11 protein-coding genes are annotated in these 14,966 nt (G+C 44.6%); 7 read left to right on the top strand and 4 right to left on the bottom strand.

The window, feature by feature from the left end; translation table 11 throughout:
- Positions 1 to 70: 70 nt before the first annotated feature.
- Entirely contained in the window at positions 71 to 922 is an 852-nt protein-coding gene (locus tag ACXAGK_RS15975) for a MurR/RpiR family transcriptional regulator (RefSeq protein ID WP_474806210.1), read from the bottom strand.
- A gap of 284 nt (positions 923 to 1,206) precedes the next feature.
- Here ACXAGK_RS15975 and zwf point away from each other — a divergent pair, with 284 nt between their 5' ends.
- From zwf to ACXAGK_RS15950, 5 genes are read left to right on the top strand one after another with little or no spacing between them, the layout of a single operon-like run.
- The gene (gene zwf, locus ACXAGK_RS15970) at positions 1,207 to 2,700 is read left to right on the top strand and encodes a glucose-6-phosphate dehydrogenase (RefSeq protein ID WP_458730979.1); all 1,494 of its coding nucleotides are present in this window, start codon (positions 1,207 to 1,209) and stop codon (positions 2,698 to 2,700) included.
- A 1-nt stretch (position 2,701) separates the two neighbouring features.
- Positions 2,702 to 3,394, top strand: a complete 693-nt coding sequence (gene pgl, locus ACXAGK_RS15965) for a 6-phosphogluconolactonase (protein WP_474856981.1) — start codon at positions 2,702 to 2,704, stop codon at positions 3,392 to 3,394.
- A 9-nt stretch (positions 3,395 to 3,403) separates the two neighbouring features.
- Complete coding sequence (edd, locus tag ACXAGK_RS15960; RefSeq protein ID WP_474856980.1) at positions 3,404 to 5,230, top strand: phosphogluconate dehydratase; 1,827 nt, start codon at positions 3,404 to 3,406, stop codon at positions 5,228 to 5,230.
- Positions 5,230 to 6,183 (top strand): glucokinase, encoded by a 954-nt coding sequence (locus tag ACXAGK_RS15955; RefSeq protein WP_474856979.1) that lies wholly within the window; start codon positions 5,230 to 5,232, stop codon positions 6,181 to 6,183. The genes edd and ACXAGK_RS15955 overlap by 1 nt, the downstream gene beginning before the upstream one ends.
- 3 nt (positions 6,184 to 6,186) lie before the next feature.
- A complete protein-coding gene (locus ACXAGK_RS15950; RefSeq protein ID WP_179983754.1) occupies positions 6,187 to 6,831 on the top strand; it encodes a bifunctional 4-hydroxy-2-oxoglutarate aldolase/2-dehydro-3-deoxy-phosphogluconate aldolase in 645 nt (214 codons plus the stop codon).
- A gap of 183 nt (positions 6,832 to 7,014) precedes the next feature.
- Here ACXAGK_RS15950 and ACXAGK_RS15945 read toward each other — a convergent pair whose 3' ends face one another.
- The 3 genes from ACXAGK_RS15945 to gap form a co-directional block, all read right to left on the bottom strand.
- The gene (locus tag ACXAGK_RS15945; protein ID WP_474856978.1) at positions 7,015 to 7,896 is read right to left on the bottom strand and encodes a hypothetical protein; all 882 of its coding nucleotides are present in this window, start codon (positions 7,894 to 7,896) and stop codon (positions 7,015 to 7,017) included.
- A gap of 244 nt (positions 7,897 to 8,140) precedes the next feature.
- Positions 8,141 to 8,992 carry a D-hexose-6-phosphate mutarotase gene (locus ACXAGK_RS15940; protein WP_474856977.1) on the bottom strand — a complete coding sequence of 284 codons (852 nt, stop codon included), beginning with the start codon at positions 8,990 to 8,992 and terminating at the stop codon, positions 8,141 to 8,143.
- Positions 8,993 to 9,166: 174 nt separating this feature from the next.
- Positions 9,167 to 10,162, bottom strand: a complete 996-nt coding sequence (gene gap, locus ACXAGK_RS15935) for a type I glyceraldehyde-3-phosphate dehydrogenase (protein WP_179983752.1) — start codon at positions 10,160 to 10,162, stop codon at positions 9,167 to 9,169.
- 236 nt (positions 10,163 to 10,398) lie between these two features.
- Between gap and malQ the strand changes: the two genes are divergently transcribed.
- Positions 10,399 to 12,597: a 4-alpha-glucanotransferase gene (malQ, locus tag ACXAGK_RS15930; RefSeq protein ID WP_474856976.1), complete on the top strand. Its 2,199-nt coding sequence runs from the start codon at positions 10,399 to 10,401 to the stop codon at positions 12,595 to 12,597.
- A gap of 157 nt (positions 12,598 to 12,754) precedes the next feature.
- Positions 12,755 to 14,929: a 1,4-alpha-glucan branching protein GlgB gene (glgB, locus tag ACXAGK_RS15925; protein ID WP_474856975.1), complete on the top strand. Its 2,175-nt coding sequence runs from the start codon at positions 12,755 to 12,757 to the stop codon at positions 14,927 to 14,929.
- Positions 14,930 to 14,966: the final 37 nt, after the last annotated feature.

Below are 14,966 nucleotides of genomic sequence, written 5' to 3'. Positions count from 1 at the left end.
CGCTCTTCTGGATTCATCAGTCGCTAATTGCTACGGCAATAAAGGCGACTATGATCAGAGTAGTGGTGATTTAATCGCCACGTTTTTCGTATCGTGAACCACGCAATGTGTCTTTTACGCGCTTAAGGTTTTCTCTGAACTTATTACCGCGGCGCAATGTAAACCCTGTTGCCAACACGTCAATAAGGGTCAATTGCGCTATACGTGAAGCCATCGGCATATACATGTCGGTATCTTCTGGCACTTCCAATGACAACACATAGGTACACTCTTGAGCGAGAGGGCTTTCTGCCGATGTAATACCAACAACTGTTGCATCGTTCATTCGAGCGATTTGAGCGATTTCAACTAAGCTTTTAGTACGACCAGTATGGCTTATCAAAACCACGACATCACCGGCCGAACAATTCATACAGCTCATACGCTGCATTAGGATATCTTCAAAGTACACAACAGGCACGTTGAATCGGAAGAACTTGTTAAGTGCATCGTGAGCCACAGAAGCCGACGCACCTAAACCGAAAAATGAAATTTTCTGAGCCTGGGTGAGTAGATCAACTACGCGATTAACCACATTGACGTTCACTGACTGACGGGCAACTTCAAGCGATGCCATAGTAGACTCAAATATCTTGTTCGTATATTCGTCAGGGCTGTCATTTTCATCGACGTGACGATTAACATATGGCGTGCCGTTAGCTAAGCTTTGCGCCAAATGAAGTTTAAAATCTGGAAAGCCTTTTGTATCCAGTCTTCGACAGAATCGGTTAACAGTGGGCTCACTAACATCCGACATTTTAGCGAGGGTTGCTATACTCGAATGAATGGCTGTTTGTGGGTTAGCTAAAATAACTTCAGCTACCTTTTTTTCAGATTTACTGAATGCCGCTTGGTTTTGTGTGATTTTTTCTAAAATGTTCATACAGATATAGCAATTGGTTAGCACAAATTATTGTAAGGTACATCTGTAATAGTACCCAATGTGACGTCTGTGACAAGAAAAATGTAATTTTTTGACAAAATTTGTTGTTTCAAACAGGTTAAATCAGGGTAAACTGAGGGAAATAGTAAAGATTCAGATCCTATAGTTGGTTCAAGTTGTAATTTTACTACATTTGGTGTTAACTATACGGTAAAAATAGTCGTTAGTGTTGTAAATAACTGTACAATACGCCGCGCACACATACATTTAAAAGGTCGACGAATATGGTATTGGATAATTCCTACGAGCCCTGTGATTTTGTACTTTTTGGTACGCTGGGAGATCTTTCACGACGCAAGTTATTGCCTTCTTTATATCAGTTAGAAAAAGCTAACTTGATGCACCCAGACACTACCATTGTTGGTGTGGCGCGTCAGGAAATGGAGCTTGAAGCGTATATCGAAGAAGTTCACGCTAACCTTATTAAGTTTGGTGAAAAGAACTTATGTGAAGAAACTTGGGAGCGCATGAAAGCACGTTTGCATTACGCATGCGTAGACATGAAAGATGTGGAAAGTTACTGCGTTTTAGACGACCACGTTGACCCAACTCGCACCATGGTGTGTTACTTAGCTACACCTCCTGCTATTTATGGCGACATTTGTCGCGGCCTGCATAGCTGCAAAATTATCGATTCAAGCGTTCGCGTAGTGCTTGAAAAGCCAATTGGTCATGATTTGGAATCGTCAAAAGTTATCAACGAACAAGTTGCTGAATACTTCGACGAAAAACAAATATATCGTATTGACCATTACCTAGGTAAAGAAACCGTTCTTAACTTAGTGTCGCTTCGTTTTGCCAACTCTATTTTTGCTACAAACTGGGATCACAACTGTATTGACCATGTTCAAATTTCAGTTGCTGAGTCAGTAGGTATTGAGGGGCGTTGGGGTTATTTCGACGATGCGGGACAAATGCGTGACATGGTACAAAACCACCTGTTACAAATTTTAAGCTTGGTCGCGATGGAACCGCCAACAACGTTAGATGCCGATAGCATTCGTGATGAAAAGCTTAAAGTGCTTAAAGCGCTTCGCCCTATCAACTCGTTTAATATCAACGAAAGCACGGTACGTGGTCAGTACACGTCTGGTTTTGTTAAAGGCGAGGAAGTACCTGGGTACCTTGAAGAAGAAGGTGCAAACACGCAGAGCAAAACCGAAACCTTTATTGCTATTAAAGCGGAAATTGATAACTGGCGTTGGGCCGGCGTGCCATTTTACCTGCGCACAGGTAAACGTATGCCAACTAAGGTGAGTGAAGTTGTTATTTACTTCAAGCGCCAGCCGCACAATTTATTCGGCGATAGCTTCAAAAATCTTCCGCCTAACAAGCTTGTAATACGTCTACAGCCTGATGAAGGTGTAGAAATCACTGTAATGAATAAAGTTCCAGGTCTAACTAGCTCAGGCTCGATGGATCTACAGAAATCTAAGCTTAACCTAAGCTTCTCGGAAGCGTTTGCTGACGAGCGTATTCCTGATGCTTACGAAAAACTACTGCTTGAAGTGATGCTTGGTAACCAAGCGCTATTTGTTCGCCGAGATGAAATTGAACAGGCCTGGACATGGGTAGATTCAATTCTTGAAGCGTGGAAGCAATCAAGTGAGCCACCTGAGCCGTATCAGGCAGGAACGTGGGGCCCGGTAGATTCTATTGGTCTTTTAGCCCGCGAGAATCGCAGCTGGTACGAAAGCAAAACAGGGAAGAAAAAGTAATATGGCGTTAACAACTCTATCATTTGAAACACCTGACGCGCTAACCGATGCATTTGCACAAGATTTGGTAAGCATTCTTAAAACAGGTATTAAAACTCGTGGCCGCGCATCTCTTGTAGTTAGTGGTGGACGTACACCGCTAGCGCTTTTCAAGCAGTTAAGCGAGACCGACCTTGAGTGGGATAAGGTTGATATTACCCTTGCTGACGAACGCTGGGTTGAAGAGGGCCATGAAGCCAGCAATACTAGCCTAGTTAAAAACAATCTAATTCAAAATAAAGCCGCAGCAGCTCGTTTTATCGAACTGAAAAGCGATGTTGACGATGCAAACGAAGGTGTAAATGCAGCCGAGTCTAATTTGGCTAGCATGTCACAGCCTTTTGACGCATTAATTCTTGGTATGGGGGAAGACGGGCACACTGCATCGCTTTTCCCTTGTTCTGAGCAAGTACTTGACGGCTTAGATATGAGCAGCGGCAGAACCTGCATTGCTGTTCAACCTACAACAGCACCTCATCAACGTATTTCATTAACGCTACCTGCGTTACTCAATAGTCGAAACATCTTTTTACACCTAACGGGTGAAAAGAAAAAGCAAGTGCTTTTAGACGCTATTGAAAATGCTACCGAAGCGCAAAAGCCCATCACTGCCGTTGTAAATAGAGCACCGGTGACTCTGATGTGGGCGCCATAGGAGACAAGAATGAATCCAAAAATTGCTGAAGTTACGCAACGAATTATCGAGCGTAGTAAAGAAACGCGTAAAGCGTATCTAGAAAAAATTGAAGACGCGCGCCGTCAAGGCCCACACCGCGGTGTACTATCATGCGGTAACTTGGCCCACGGCTTTGCCGCATGTGGTTCAAGTGAAAAGGCAGACCTTCGTTCCATGACCAAAGCCAATGTGGCTATTGTGTCAGCATACAATGACATGCTTTCTGCTCACCAGCCTTATGAGACTTATCCTGCGCTTATCCGCGAAGCGGTAAAAGAAGTGGGCAGTGTAGCGCAGTTTGCCGGTGGTGTACCTGCAATGTGTGATGGTGTGACGCAAGGCCAGTCTGGTATGGACTTAAGCCTTATGAGCCGTGACAACATTGCTCAGGGCGCAGCTATTGCGCTTTCACATAATATGTTTGATAGCACCTTGATGCTGGGTATCTGCGATAAAATCGTACCTGGACTTCTGATGGGCGCACTTACGTTTGGCCACTTGCCAACGGTGTTTGTCCCAGCCGGTCCTATGCCATCAGGCTTACCGAACAAAGAAAAAGCGCGCGTTCGCCAAGAATTTGCTGAAGGTAAGGTTGGTCGCGACGCACTTCTTGAAGCTGAGTCTCAGTCTTATCATTCTGCGGGTACTTGTACTTTCTACGGTACAGCAAACTCAAACCAGCTTGTGGTTGAGATGATGGGTTTACACTTACCGGGCTCTTCGTTTGTTAACCCAGGTACGCCACTGCGTGATGCGCTAACAAAAGCCGCTGCGGTTCAAGCGACTCGCCTAACGGACCTTGGTGACAACTACACGCCAATTGGACACATTGTAGATGCTAAAGCCATTGTAAATGGTCTTGTAGGTCTACTTGCAACGGGTGGTTCTACTAACCACACCATGCACCTTATCGCTGTTGCGCGCGCTGCTGGCTACATTGTTAACTGGGACGATTTCTCAGATATTTCAAATGCGGTTCCACTACTTACCCGTATTTACCCTAACGGTTCAGCAGACATTAACCACTTTGTTGCCGCTGGCGGTATGTCTTTGCTTATCAAGCAACTGCTTGACGCAGGATTACTGCACAACGATGTGAAAACTATCGTTGGCGATGGCTTAGAGCTATACACCAAAGAGCCTGTGCTAAAAGACGGCGAGCTAGAGTGGCGCGACGGCCCAACAGAATCTCTGGATAAAGAGGTACTAGCAACAGTTGACGCACCATTTAAACCTGATGGTGGTTTGAGCGTGCTTGACGGGAACTTAGGCCGCGGCGTAATCAAAACGTCTGCGCTTCGTACTCCGCATTGCACTATTAAAGCGCCAGCGGTTGTATTTGAAGATCAGTTTGAACTAGATGACGCGTTTAAATCTGGCAAGCTAGATAAAGACTGTATCGTGGTTGTTCGCTTCCAAGGGCCATCGGCCATTGGTATGCCAGAGCTTCACCGCCTAACGCCGCCGCTTGGTGTAATTCAAGACCGTGGCTTTAAAGTAGCCCTTGTTACTGACGGTCGTATGTCGGGTGCATCAGGTAAAGTACCTGCTGCTATCCACGTGACTCCAGAAGCTTATAAAGGTGGCCTACTTGCTAAGGTACAGGAAGGCGACATTATTGAGCTCAACACCGAAACCGGTTCCCTAACTTTGCACGTTGATGACGAAACCCTTGCTACTCGTGATGCTGCGCCGGCAAGCTTGGCGAAGCATCATGTGGGAATGGGACGTGAAATGTTTGCGGGTATGCGTGCCATCCTTACTGGTGCAGAGGAAGGAGCGTGTTCACTGTTTTATACGCAGGAGCAAGCATAATGAGCCAAAAGTTTGTGGCTGATGTTGGCGGTACCAATATTCGCGTTGCGAGAGTAACCGAGTCGGGCGTCACTGACATTAAAAAATACATGTGTAATGACTTTGCTAGCATCGATTTAGCTATTTCACAGTATTTTGAAGACACGCCAGAGCACAACTTTACCCAAGGTTGTATTGCAATTGCCTGCCCAGTGCTAGGTGACCAAGTTGTAATGACTAACCACAGCTGGGCTTTTTCTCAAAACGCTTTGCGTTCGCAGCTTAAGCTAGACGCGCTGTTCGTTATTAACGACTTCACAGCGGTTGCCCATTCATTGCCTGTGCTAAGTGAAGACCAAGTTGTTCAAATTGGTGAAGGTACGGCAAAAGAAAACGGCAATATTGCGGTGTTTGGCCCAGGCACTGGCCTTGGCGTTGAGCACATCACGATGACCTCAACGGGTTGGCAAACATTAGACGGTGAGGGTGGTCATGTTGACTTCGCTCCTGTTGATGAAACCGATGTTGTGGTTTGGCGTCATTTGCAATCAACATTGGGGCGTGCTTCTGCTGAAGAAGTGATGTCTGGACGTGGCTTGCACAATATCTACACTGCGTTAGCTAACGATGCGTCTGCCCCTGTAGCCTTTACTGAGCCAGCGCAAATTACAGAAGCGGCGTTAAACGGAACTTGTGAGTTAGCTGAAGCAACACTGACTCAGTTTTGTCGAATCATGGGAAGCTTCGCGGGTAATATAGCGCTGAATATGGCGACTACTGGCGGTATCTTTATTGGTGGAGGTATTGCAAATCGTTTCCCTGAGTTTATTCAAAACAGCGACTTCAGAGCGCGTTTTGAAGCGAAAGGGCAAATGAAGCATTACGTTAAAGACATTCCCACCTATCTTATTGCAGAACCTGATCACGGTTTATTGGGTGCGGCTGCATATCTGAATCAAAATACAGCGAGCTAAATTATGACATCAAAATGGAAAACCTCTCCAGAGGAAATTTTTGCGGCGGGCCCAGTTGTACCTGTGTTGGTTATCAACGACGTAGAAAAAGCGGTACCTCTGGCAAAAGCGCTAATGGAAGGTGGAATTAAAGTTTTAGAAGTTACTTTACGTACACCTGCAGCAATTGACGTAATTAAGCGAATTGCAGAAGAAGTACCTGATTCTTTGATCGGGGCAGGAACGGTAACCAACGCACAACAGCTAAAGGCGGTTGTTGAAGCCGGCGCTAAGTTTGCTATTAGCCCAGGCATGACGGCTGACTTGCTTAAAGCGGGTATGGATGCTGATATTCCACTTATCCCAGGTATTTCTTCAACGTCAGATCTTATGAAGGGTAAAGATGCGGGTTACACCCACATGAAATTCTTCCCCGCAGAAGCGTCAGGTGGCGTTAAAGCTATCAAGTCTATCAGCGGTCCTTTCCCTGATGTAACCTTCTGCCCAACAGGCGGCATTGGTCCAAATAACTACAACGATTACTTAGCACTTAAGAATGTTAAGTGCGTAGGTGGTTCGTGGTTAGCGCCAGATGATGCAATTGAGTCAGGTGATTGGGCGCGCATCACGCAGCTGGCTAAAGAAGCCGTTGCAGGTGCTAAGCAGTAGGATGCGACAACCTTATTTCTTTTAATGGAATAAGTTGCCATTTTAAAGCTGTAGCGAATGAAAAAAAGAGACGCTTATAACGTCTCTTTTTTTATTTATCGTAAAAGAACTATGTTTTTACGAAGATAGAGTCTGTGGTTTCATAATGGGCATAAGCGATGTTAAGCGTCATTTAATGACCCTTTATGAACCTTTCCCGCATGTTTTTTGATTTGACTCACATATCACACCAGTTGTGTGCAGACTTCTCTCTACGTCCGTACTTAATATATTAGAGATAAAGCGTGCTAATAGTTCTTCATCCATTAATGAAGACATTTCTAAGTGATTCAGGTTTGGAAAAGAGTGTTGTGTTATACCTGAGCTATTAACAGCTTCCCAATCTCGCTCTAAAGCGACTCTATCGGTGGGTGAAGTGTAAACATAGGTCGTAAGAACAAATTGTTTTAATTTCCCTATAATGTCTATGTCACTTTCCTCAGCCTTTGCGTTGCTATAAACAATAGCTACAGCCTCTTCAATGTTCTGTTCAGATATAAATGATGAATACACTTTACCTTTGTGCAAAATATTCCATAGTGCCAATGTAGAGTGATGGAAGTCTGTCATTGGCGCAATCAAGTGTAGTCGCGCCCCTTCAATCTTGGAAGCAATGTGAAACGCGGCGACGCTTCCCATAGAAATACCGATTAAATCTACTTTAGCTGGCTTTTGTTCTTCGATTGCTGAAACTATTGGAGTCACGGCGTTCAGGCCAAAAGCAAAATGTTCAGCGCTATCTGCGCTTTCAACGACTATCACATCGGCGCCCGTCATTAACGTAAGCCATTGTTGATGCATAGCCACAATAGCCTTCGCGGTGCCGAACCCCGGGAAAATAAATATCAAATGACGTCCATCACTTGTGCTGGCTCTTCCATTATCTTTAAAAGTCCATACCTTGGTTTTATTGTTGATGGTGAGAGAAAATTCTAATTGGCTTACTGCGATATCTGGCGAACGTTGAACTTTAATGCATTCACTACTAGTTGAACATAGACGTGATGTTTTAAATGTCTCAGACAAATTTCCACTTACCGAGGGGGTATGCTGGGAGGCTATTTGATAAGCAATAAGGCGGGCGCAGCCCGATAGAGATATCGCCAAAAAAAGGAGAAACAAAAATCTAACTAACTTGAATTTCTTACCCTTGGGCTTCATTCCATTGAAAAGCATATAACTATACCAACGATTAATGTTGATTTTGGTTAGATTGATAGCAGTAGTGGGGCTTTATTAGCTCCACTACCAAAACATAAATAACTGATACCTAACATGGAACAATAGTCTGTCTAAGAGTGTGACTTTCACCAGGTGCTAATGTTCTGCCTTGTGTTAACGACGTCTCCACGCATAGCATGTGCTTATAGCCAAATGGGTCCATATCTGAAATGGACGCGGCACCTTGCCACGGGTTCCACACAACAAGTGAATCATTGCCCTGTGAGACAACTTCCGTAAATGAATTGCCGCCTACTTCAATATTAACGTTTTTAATGGGCGCAAGATGGATTCGGTCGGTTTCTCCGGTAATGGTGTAAGGCGTTGGCGTAGGCTTTATCGCCCAATCGTCAAGCTTGTCTTTATATTCGCCCTTAATTCCTTTTATAACTGCATGCTGAATATCATCAACATGAAAATAAGTGTGCAGAGCACAGTTAAAGTCGAATGCTACCACCCCTGTGTTTTCAGTGACCAAAGATACCTCCATAGTTTCACCGATAGCGACAACCATGGTTACAGTGCAGTCATTTTCAAACCCCTCAGCCCGAGTAAAGCTTGGTGAAAGGGTTATAGTGGTGCAGTTTGCTGATTCTTCAGAGTTAACCAGCTTCCACACCTGTGTTCTTAAAAAGCCGTGAGAGGGAAGGGCTCCTTTTTCGCGACCATGGTCATCACTAAACCACGGCCAGCATACTGGAATACCCCCGCGAATTGGACGCTCGCCACTTAAGTATGCGTGTGGACTCACCCATAGTCGCTCTTTGTTATCACTTTTAGGAACAAATGATAAAATATGGCCGCCAAATAAGCTTATGCGCGCTGTGGCGAAAGCGTTATCCACGTCTAAAAAGGTAAGACCATTAGACTCGCTAACGGTAACTGAATTCACAGATGGCATACGTCCCCCTTGGACTGAATACTAAACTTACAAATAGGCGACGGGAAAATGTGTGTCGCTGAAAAACCGTCTTTATTTTTGAGACAACAAAAAAGGTGCAAACATAATGTTTGCACCTTTAGATTAACTCAACTTTAGAACAAATAGTTTAACTATTTGTTCTATATTTTTTTATTACTTAGAAATATGAGCTACTAAGTCAAGAACCTTGTTTGAGTAACCCCATTCGTTGTCGTACCAAGATACAAGCTTAACGAATGTGTCAGTAAGTGCGATACCTGCAGTAGCGTCAAAGACTGAAGTGCGTGCATCGCCTAAGAAATCGTTTGATACAACTGCATCTTCAGTGTAACCCATGATACCTTTTAGCTCGCCTTCTGAAGCTTCTTTCATTGCAGCACAGATTTCGTCGTAGCTAGCAGCCTTCGCTAGGTTAACCGTAAGGTCAACAACTGAAACGTTAGGAGTAGGTACACGGAAAGCCATACCTGTTAGTTTACCGTTAAGCTCAGGGATTACTTTACCTACTGCTTTGGCAGCACCCGTTGATGATGGAATGATGTTTTGACCCGCGCCGCGGCCGCCACGCCAGTCTTTCATTGAAGGACCATCTACAGTTTTCTGTGTAGCAGTTGTAGCGTGAACGGTTGTCATTAGACCGTCTACAATACCAAACTTGTCGTTAAGCACTTTTGCAAGTGGAGCAAGACAGTTAGTGGTACAAGATGCATTTGAAACGATAGTTTCGCCAGCATAGCTTTCTTGGTTAACGCCCATTACGAACATTGGCGTGTCGTCTTTAGACGGCGCAGACATAACCACTTTCTTCGCGCCAGCTTCAATGTGCTTCGCTGCAGTTTCTTTAGTTAGGAATAGACCTGTTGATTCAACAACAACATCTACGTTTACTTCATCCCACTTAAGCGCTGCTGGGTCTCTTTCAGAAGTAATACGGATAGTTTTGCCGTTTACAACTAGACTGTTGTTATCAACTGATACTTCACCGTCAAATAAACCGTGCGTCGAGTCGTATTTCAAAAGATAAGCAATGTAGTCTGTGTCTAGCAAGTCGTTAATAGCTACAACTTCAATGTCGTTGCGCTCAGCTGCTGCACGCATTACTAGGCGACCAATACGGCCAAAACCATTGATACCGATGCGGATTGTCATAACGTACCCCGATTGTTCAAATAAAATGAAAATAAATTACGTAAAGTATGGATCAAAATGCCATAATTAGCAAAATAAAAAGCTAAAGTGTTGCAAAATTACGAATAAGTGCTATTGCAATCGTATTCACATATCGCGAAGCCTTTGTTTCTAGAATAATGTTAAAAATTTGTTTGCAGACGCACTTTGCACCTTTGGCCTATGCGTCTTTCACCGAATAATAGGAATGACACACCATGACACAACAACTTCTGCAACAACTGGTTGAAATGCGGGGAATTGAAACCCAATACGTCGACGCATGGGGAAAACCAGCAACCATCGCAGAATCAAGCAAAGCGAAATTGCTAAACACGCTTGGCTATGACACCAGCAGTGATGAAAAAATTCAGTCACAAATTACACAAGATATTAAATCGGTATGGTTGTCGCCTTTAAATCCTGTTCAAGTTGTACGAAACACCCAAGAAATAAATTTAGCCGTTCGCTTACCCATCGAGTTGGTCAACGACGACCATACACTTACTGTTACGTGTGAAAATGGTGACGTACAGACCCATCAATTTACGCCTGTTGATCAAGAAATGACGACAATGGCGCACATTGATGATGTTGAATTCCATGAATACGTAGTAACCCTACCTTTGGATTTACCACTTGGATATCACGATGTAGCATTAAGTGCAGATGATGATGAATTCGCACGCTCTCGCTTAATTGTGGCTCCAGAGGCATGCTATACACCGAAAGAGATTAAAGAAGGCAAAAAAATCTGGGGCCTAAGTGTTCAGCTTTACTGCGTTCGCAGCGAAAAGAACTGGGGCATTGGTGACTTCTCAGACCTTGCACTACTTATCGAAAAAGCCGCGGGCGTCGGCGCAGATTTTATCGGGCTTAACCCAATTCACGCGCTTTACCCAGCTAACCCTAACGCGTGTTCTCCTTATGGGCCGAGCTCACGTCGCTGGTTAAACTATTTATATATCGATGTAACTGCTATTGACGGTTACGACGATGCATCAGTGCAAAAGGTAGTTAACAGTGATGAGTTTAGAGCTACGCTAGAACATGCCCGTAATGTTGAGCATGTAGACTACGAAGCAGTAGCCCATGTGAAGTTAGCAGCGCTTAAAGCGGTGTTTGATGTTTACGATGCTAAATACCTTCGTAAAAGCACCAAACAAAATAAGGCGTTTAATGCTTTTGTTGAAGCAGGCGGCGAGAGTTTAGATATGTTAGCGGTGTACGATGCGCTGCAGTCACACCTAAAAGCCGATGGTAAGGAAAGCTGGGGTTGGCCAGTTTTTCCACAGGAATACAAAGACTACCACAACCCAGCAGTGGCTAAGTTTAAGAGCGCTAATCAGCATGAAGTTAAGTTCTATCTGTTCCTTCAATGGATTGCTGCCCAGCAACTTGAAGTAGCAAGTGATAAAGCAACAGGTGCAGGCATGACTATAGGTCTTTATCGCGATCTTGCTGTAGGTGTGAGCGAAGGCAGTGCCGAGATTTGGGGTAATAAGGACCTTTACTGCACAGGTGCAAGTGTAGGTGCTCCACCGGATATCTTGGGGCCGCTTGGTCAGAACTGGGGCTTACCTCCAATGGACCCTCGCAAACTTTATGAACAAGCCTATCAGCCAATTATTGACTTGTTTTCTTCGAACATGGCATCTTCTGGGTCGTTGCGAATCGACCACGTTATGGCGTTACTTCGCTTGTGGTGGGTAGTAAAAGGCGACCACGCAAAAGACGGTGGCTATGTTTATTATCCTGTCGATGACTTGCTCGGTATTCTAGCGCTAGAAAGTCACCGTAATGAAAGTTTGGTTATAGGTGAAGACTTAGGCACCGTACCCGAAGAAATTCGCAGCAAACTCGCCGACAACGGTGTGTACTCATACCGCGTATTTTTCTTCGAACAAGCAGAAGACGGTGGTTTCTTCTCGCCTAGTCATTATCCAGTTCAGTCGATGTCAACCTTGACTACTCACGATATGCCGACGTTGATTGGTTACTGGCACTGTTTAGATTTAGAGTTGGGTAAAGAAATAGGGCTGTATCCGACAGAAAAAATTCTTCAAACGCTTTATGCAGATCGCCATGAAAATAAACAAGCGATACTTGATACGCTGCATGGACACGGTTCAATTGGCGACAATGTAGGTCGCGATGTAAATCACACGGGAATGAATCGCGATTTAAATAACGGTATGCAGGTGCATATGGCAGGGGGGTCAAGTGCGCTATTAAGCCTTCAGTTAGAAGACTGGTTAGAAATGGATAAGCCGGTGAACATTCCTGGTACATTCGATGAATACCCCAATTGGCGCAGAAAGCTAACTGAGAATATTGAGTCGATGTTTGATAGACATGATATAAATGAGTTAGCGTCTAAACTTACTCATGCTAGAAAACAAGCAAGCCAAGGTTAATTGTCATTATCAAAGAATTGATAACAGACAGTTGCCTAGGCAACTTAAACGAGTAAGATAAAGTACCATGACGGTACTGGATAGAGCTTAAATGTTAAAACGCATTTAAGCTCACAATTCAACCCGCTGTAATGCGGGTTTTTACTAGGAGTAGCGAATGCAATTAGCGCAGCAGTTTGAACAGGTATTATGTTCTCAACCGTTTTCCCACTTAGGTATAGTGTCAAATGAGCAAAGTTCTATACTTCGTGTTTGGAACCCAAACGCAAGTGAGATAACGATTAAATGGGGCAATCCTGCGCTAAAGGAAACAACCGTTACTTCCAGTAATGGTTTGTTCGAGACACCACTGCCAGAAAAGTATCAAGGCGAAATTTATCGCGTTCTCGCTAAAGGCGAAAGCGCTTATATCGATCCTTATCAATTTACCGACCAGGCTTATCACGCTGTACATTACATCGACAGCTCGCCTGCGAACTTATATGAGCAAGCTGGCGCGCAACTGATTACATTGGCTTCACCAGAAGGTGAAGCTGTAAGTGGTGTAAGGTTCTGCGTATTCGCCCCTAATGCCAGTACGGTGTCACTTATTGGCGATTTCAATCAATGGGATGGCCGTTTACATCCTATGGAAAAAACGTCTATGGGTTACTGGGTGCTGTTCGTTCCAGAACTCAGCGATGGGGAGCGCTACAAGTATCAGCTTAAAGATGCGTACGGCCATGACCTGCCGCACAAAGCTGACCCCCTAGGTTTCAGCGCAGAGCAATACCCATCGCACGCGTCGAAAATTTATGACCACAACATCTACAAGTGGAATGATAGCGCTTGGATGGAAAAGCGAAAGGGCAATAAATACAACCGCCCGATGAGCATTTACGAAGTACATCTAGGGTCTTGGAAGCGCCCCGGCATTGAAACGGACGCGCGCTATCTGACTTATAAAGCATTGGCCGATGACTTAATAAGCTATGTCAGCGATATGGGCTACACTCACGTTGAATTGCTGCCCATTTCCGAGTTTCCTTTCGACGGTTCGTGGGGCTATCAGCCCGTAGGAATGTTCGCACCAACCAGCAGATTCGGAAACCCAGATGAATTTAAATACTTCGTTGATTGCGCGCACCAAGCAGGCATTGGCGTAATTATCGACTGGGTACCAGCGCACTTTCCTGAAGACGGCCATGGCTTGGCGCGATTTGATGGTTCTTGTGTTTATGAATATGAAGATCCGAGGAAAGGTTGGCATCCGGATTGGAATTCTTGCATTTACGATTTCGGCAAAGACACAGTTCGTCAATTTTTAGTTGCAAACGCATTGTTTTGGCTAGACAAATTTCACGTTGATGGACTCAGGGTTGATGCAGTGGCATCCATGCTTTATCTCGACTATTCACGCAATGACGGAGAGTGGATCCCGAATGTGGATGGTGGCAACGAAAACTATGAAGCTATAAGTTTACTCAAATGGATGAATGAAGAAGTGTACAAGCACTTCCCCGACGCTATGACCATTGCGGAAGAGTCAACGTCATTTCCAAAGGTTTCTCGACCTGTTTTTGACGGTGGTTTGGGCTTTGGCTTTAAGTGGAACATGGGGTGGATGCATGACTCTTTGCATTACATCGCTAAAGACCCAGCGTATCGCAACTATCATCATGGTGATATCACGTTCAGCATGGTCTACGCATTCGATGAAAACTTCGTGCTGCCTATTTCACATGATGAAGTTGTGCATGGCAAAGGCAGTATGCTGCACAAAATGCCAGGCGATGAATGGCAGCAAGCTGCTAATCTGCGTTGCTATGCCGGTTTTATGTATGGCCACCCCGGTAAAAAACTTAACTTTATGGGTAATGAACTTGCACAGGCCCGTGAGTGGAACCATGACAGCAGCCTAGACTGGCATCTGCTCGATTATGATAAACACAAGGGTGTTCAAACACTTTATAAAGCGCTCAATAACCTTTATACATCAACACCAGCGCTATACGAGCAAGATCACGAACCTAGTGGTTTCGCATGGCTAGATCACAGTAACGCAGATCAAAGCATAGTATCATTTGTGCGTACGTCGAAAGATGCAAAGCAGAAAGTGTATGTGGTGTCTAATTTTACGCCCGTGCCACGTGAAAACTTTAGAATAGGCGTAGATGATGCATGTACGTTATCGCTTGCACTTAATACCGATGACAGTGCGTACTGGGGGAGCAACTATGACGTTGTATCTACTGTAAATACGCAACCTCAGCCTTGGAATGAGCGCTCCCATTCTGCTGAGATTACTTTACCGCCGCTAGCCACCGTATTTTATGTAGCCAATGTAGATTAATACTTCTAGGGCACGTAAGCCCTAGTATATGAATAAA

The sequence above is a fragment of the Alteromonas sp. ABM1_013 genome, from assembly GCF_056160505.1.
Note: the sequence above shows the minus strand (reverse complement) of the source record. Positions and strands in the feature narration are given on the sequence as shown.

Excerpts from the sequence above, each read along its gene's own strand:
- pgl (WP_474856981.1), top strand. The coding sequence starts at position 2,702 with ATGGCGTTAACAACTCTATCATTTGAAACACCTGACGCGCTAACCGAT.
- malQ (WP_474856976.1), top strand. The coding sequence starts at position 10,399 with ATGACACAACAACTTCTGCAACAACTGGTTGAAATGCGGGGAATTGAA.
- ACXAGK_RS15955 (WP_474856979.1), top strand. The coding sequence starts at position 5,230 with ATGAGCCAAAAGTTTGTGGCTGATGTTGGCGGTACCAATATTCGCGTT.
- zwf (WP_458730979.1), top strand. The coding sequence starts at position 1,207 with ATGGTATTGGATAATTCCTACGAGCCCTGTGATTTTGTACTTTTTGGT.
- ACXAGK_RS15950 (WP_179983754.1), top strand. The coding sequence starts at position 6,187 with ATGACATCAAAATGGAAAACCTCTCCAGAGGAAATTTTTGCGGCGGGC.
- edd (WP_474856980.1), top strand. The coding sequence starts at position 3,404 with ATGAATCCAAAAATTGCTGAAGTTACGCAACGAATTATCGAGCGTAGT.
- gap (WP_179983752.1), bottom strand. The coding sequence starts at position 10,162 with ATGACAATCCGCATCGGTATCAATGGTTTTGGCCGTATTGGTCGCCTA.
- ACXAGK_RS15975 (WP_474806210.1), bottom strand. The coding sequence starts at position 922 with ATGAACATTTTAGAAAAAATCACACAAAACCAAGCGGCATTCAGTAAA.
- ACXAGK_RS15940 (WP_474856977.1), bottom strand. The coding sequence starts at position 8,992 with ATGCCATCTGTGAATTCAGTTACCGTTAGCGAGTCTAATGGTCTTACC.
- glgB (WP_474856975.1), top strand. The coding sequence starts at position 12,755 with ATGCAATTAGCGCAGCAGTTTGAACAGGTATTATGTTCTCAACCGTTT.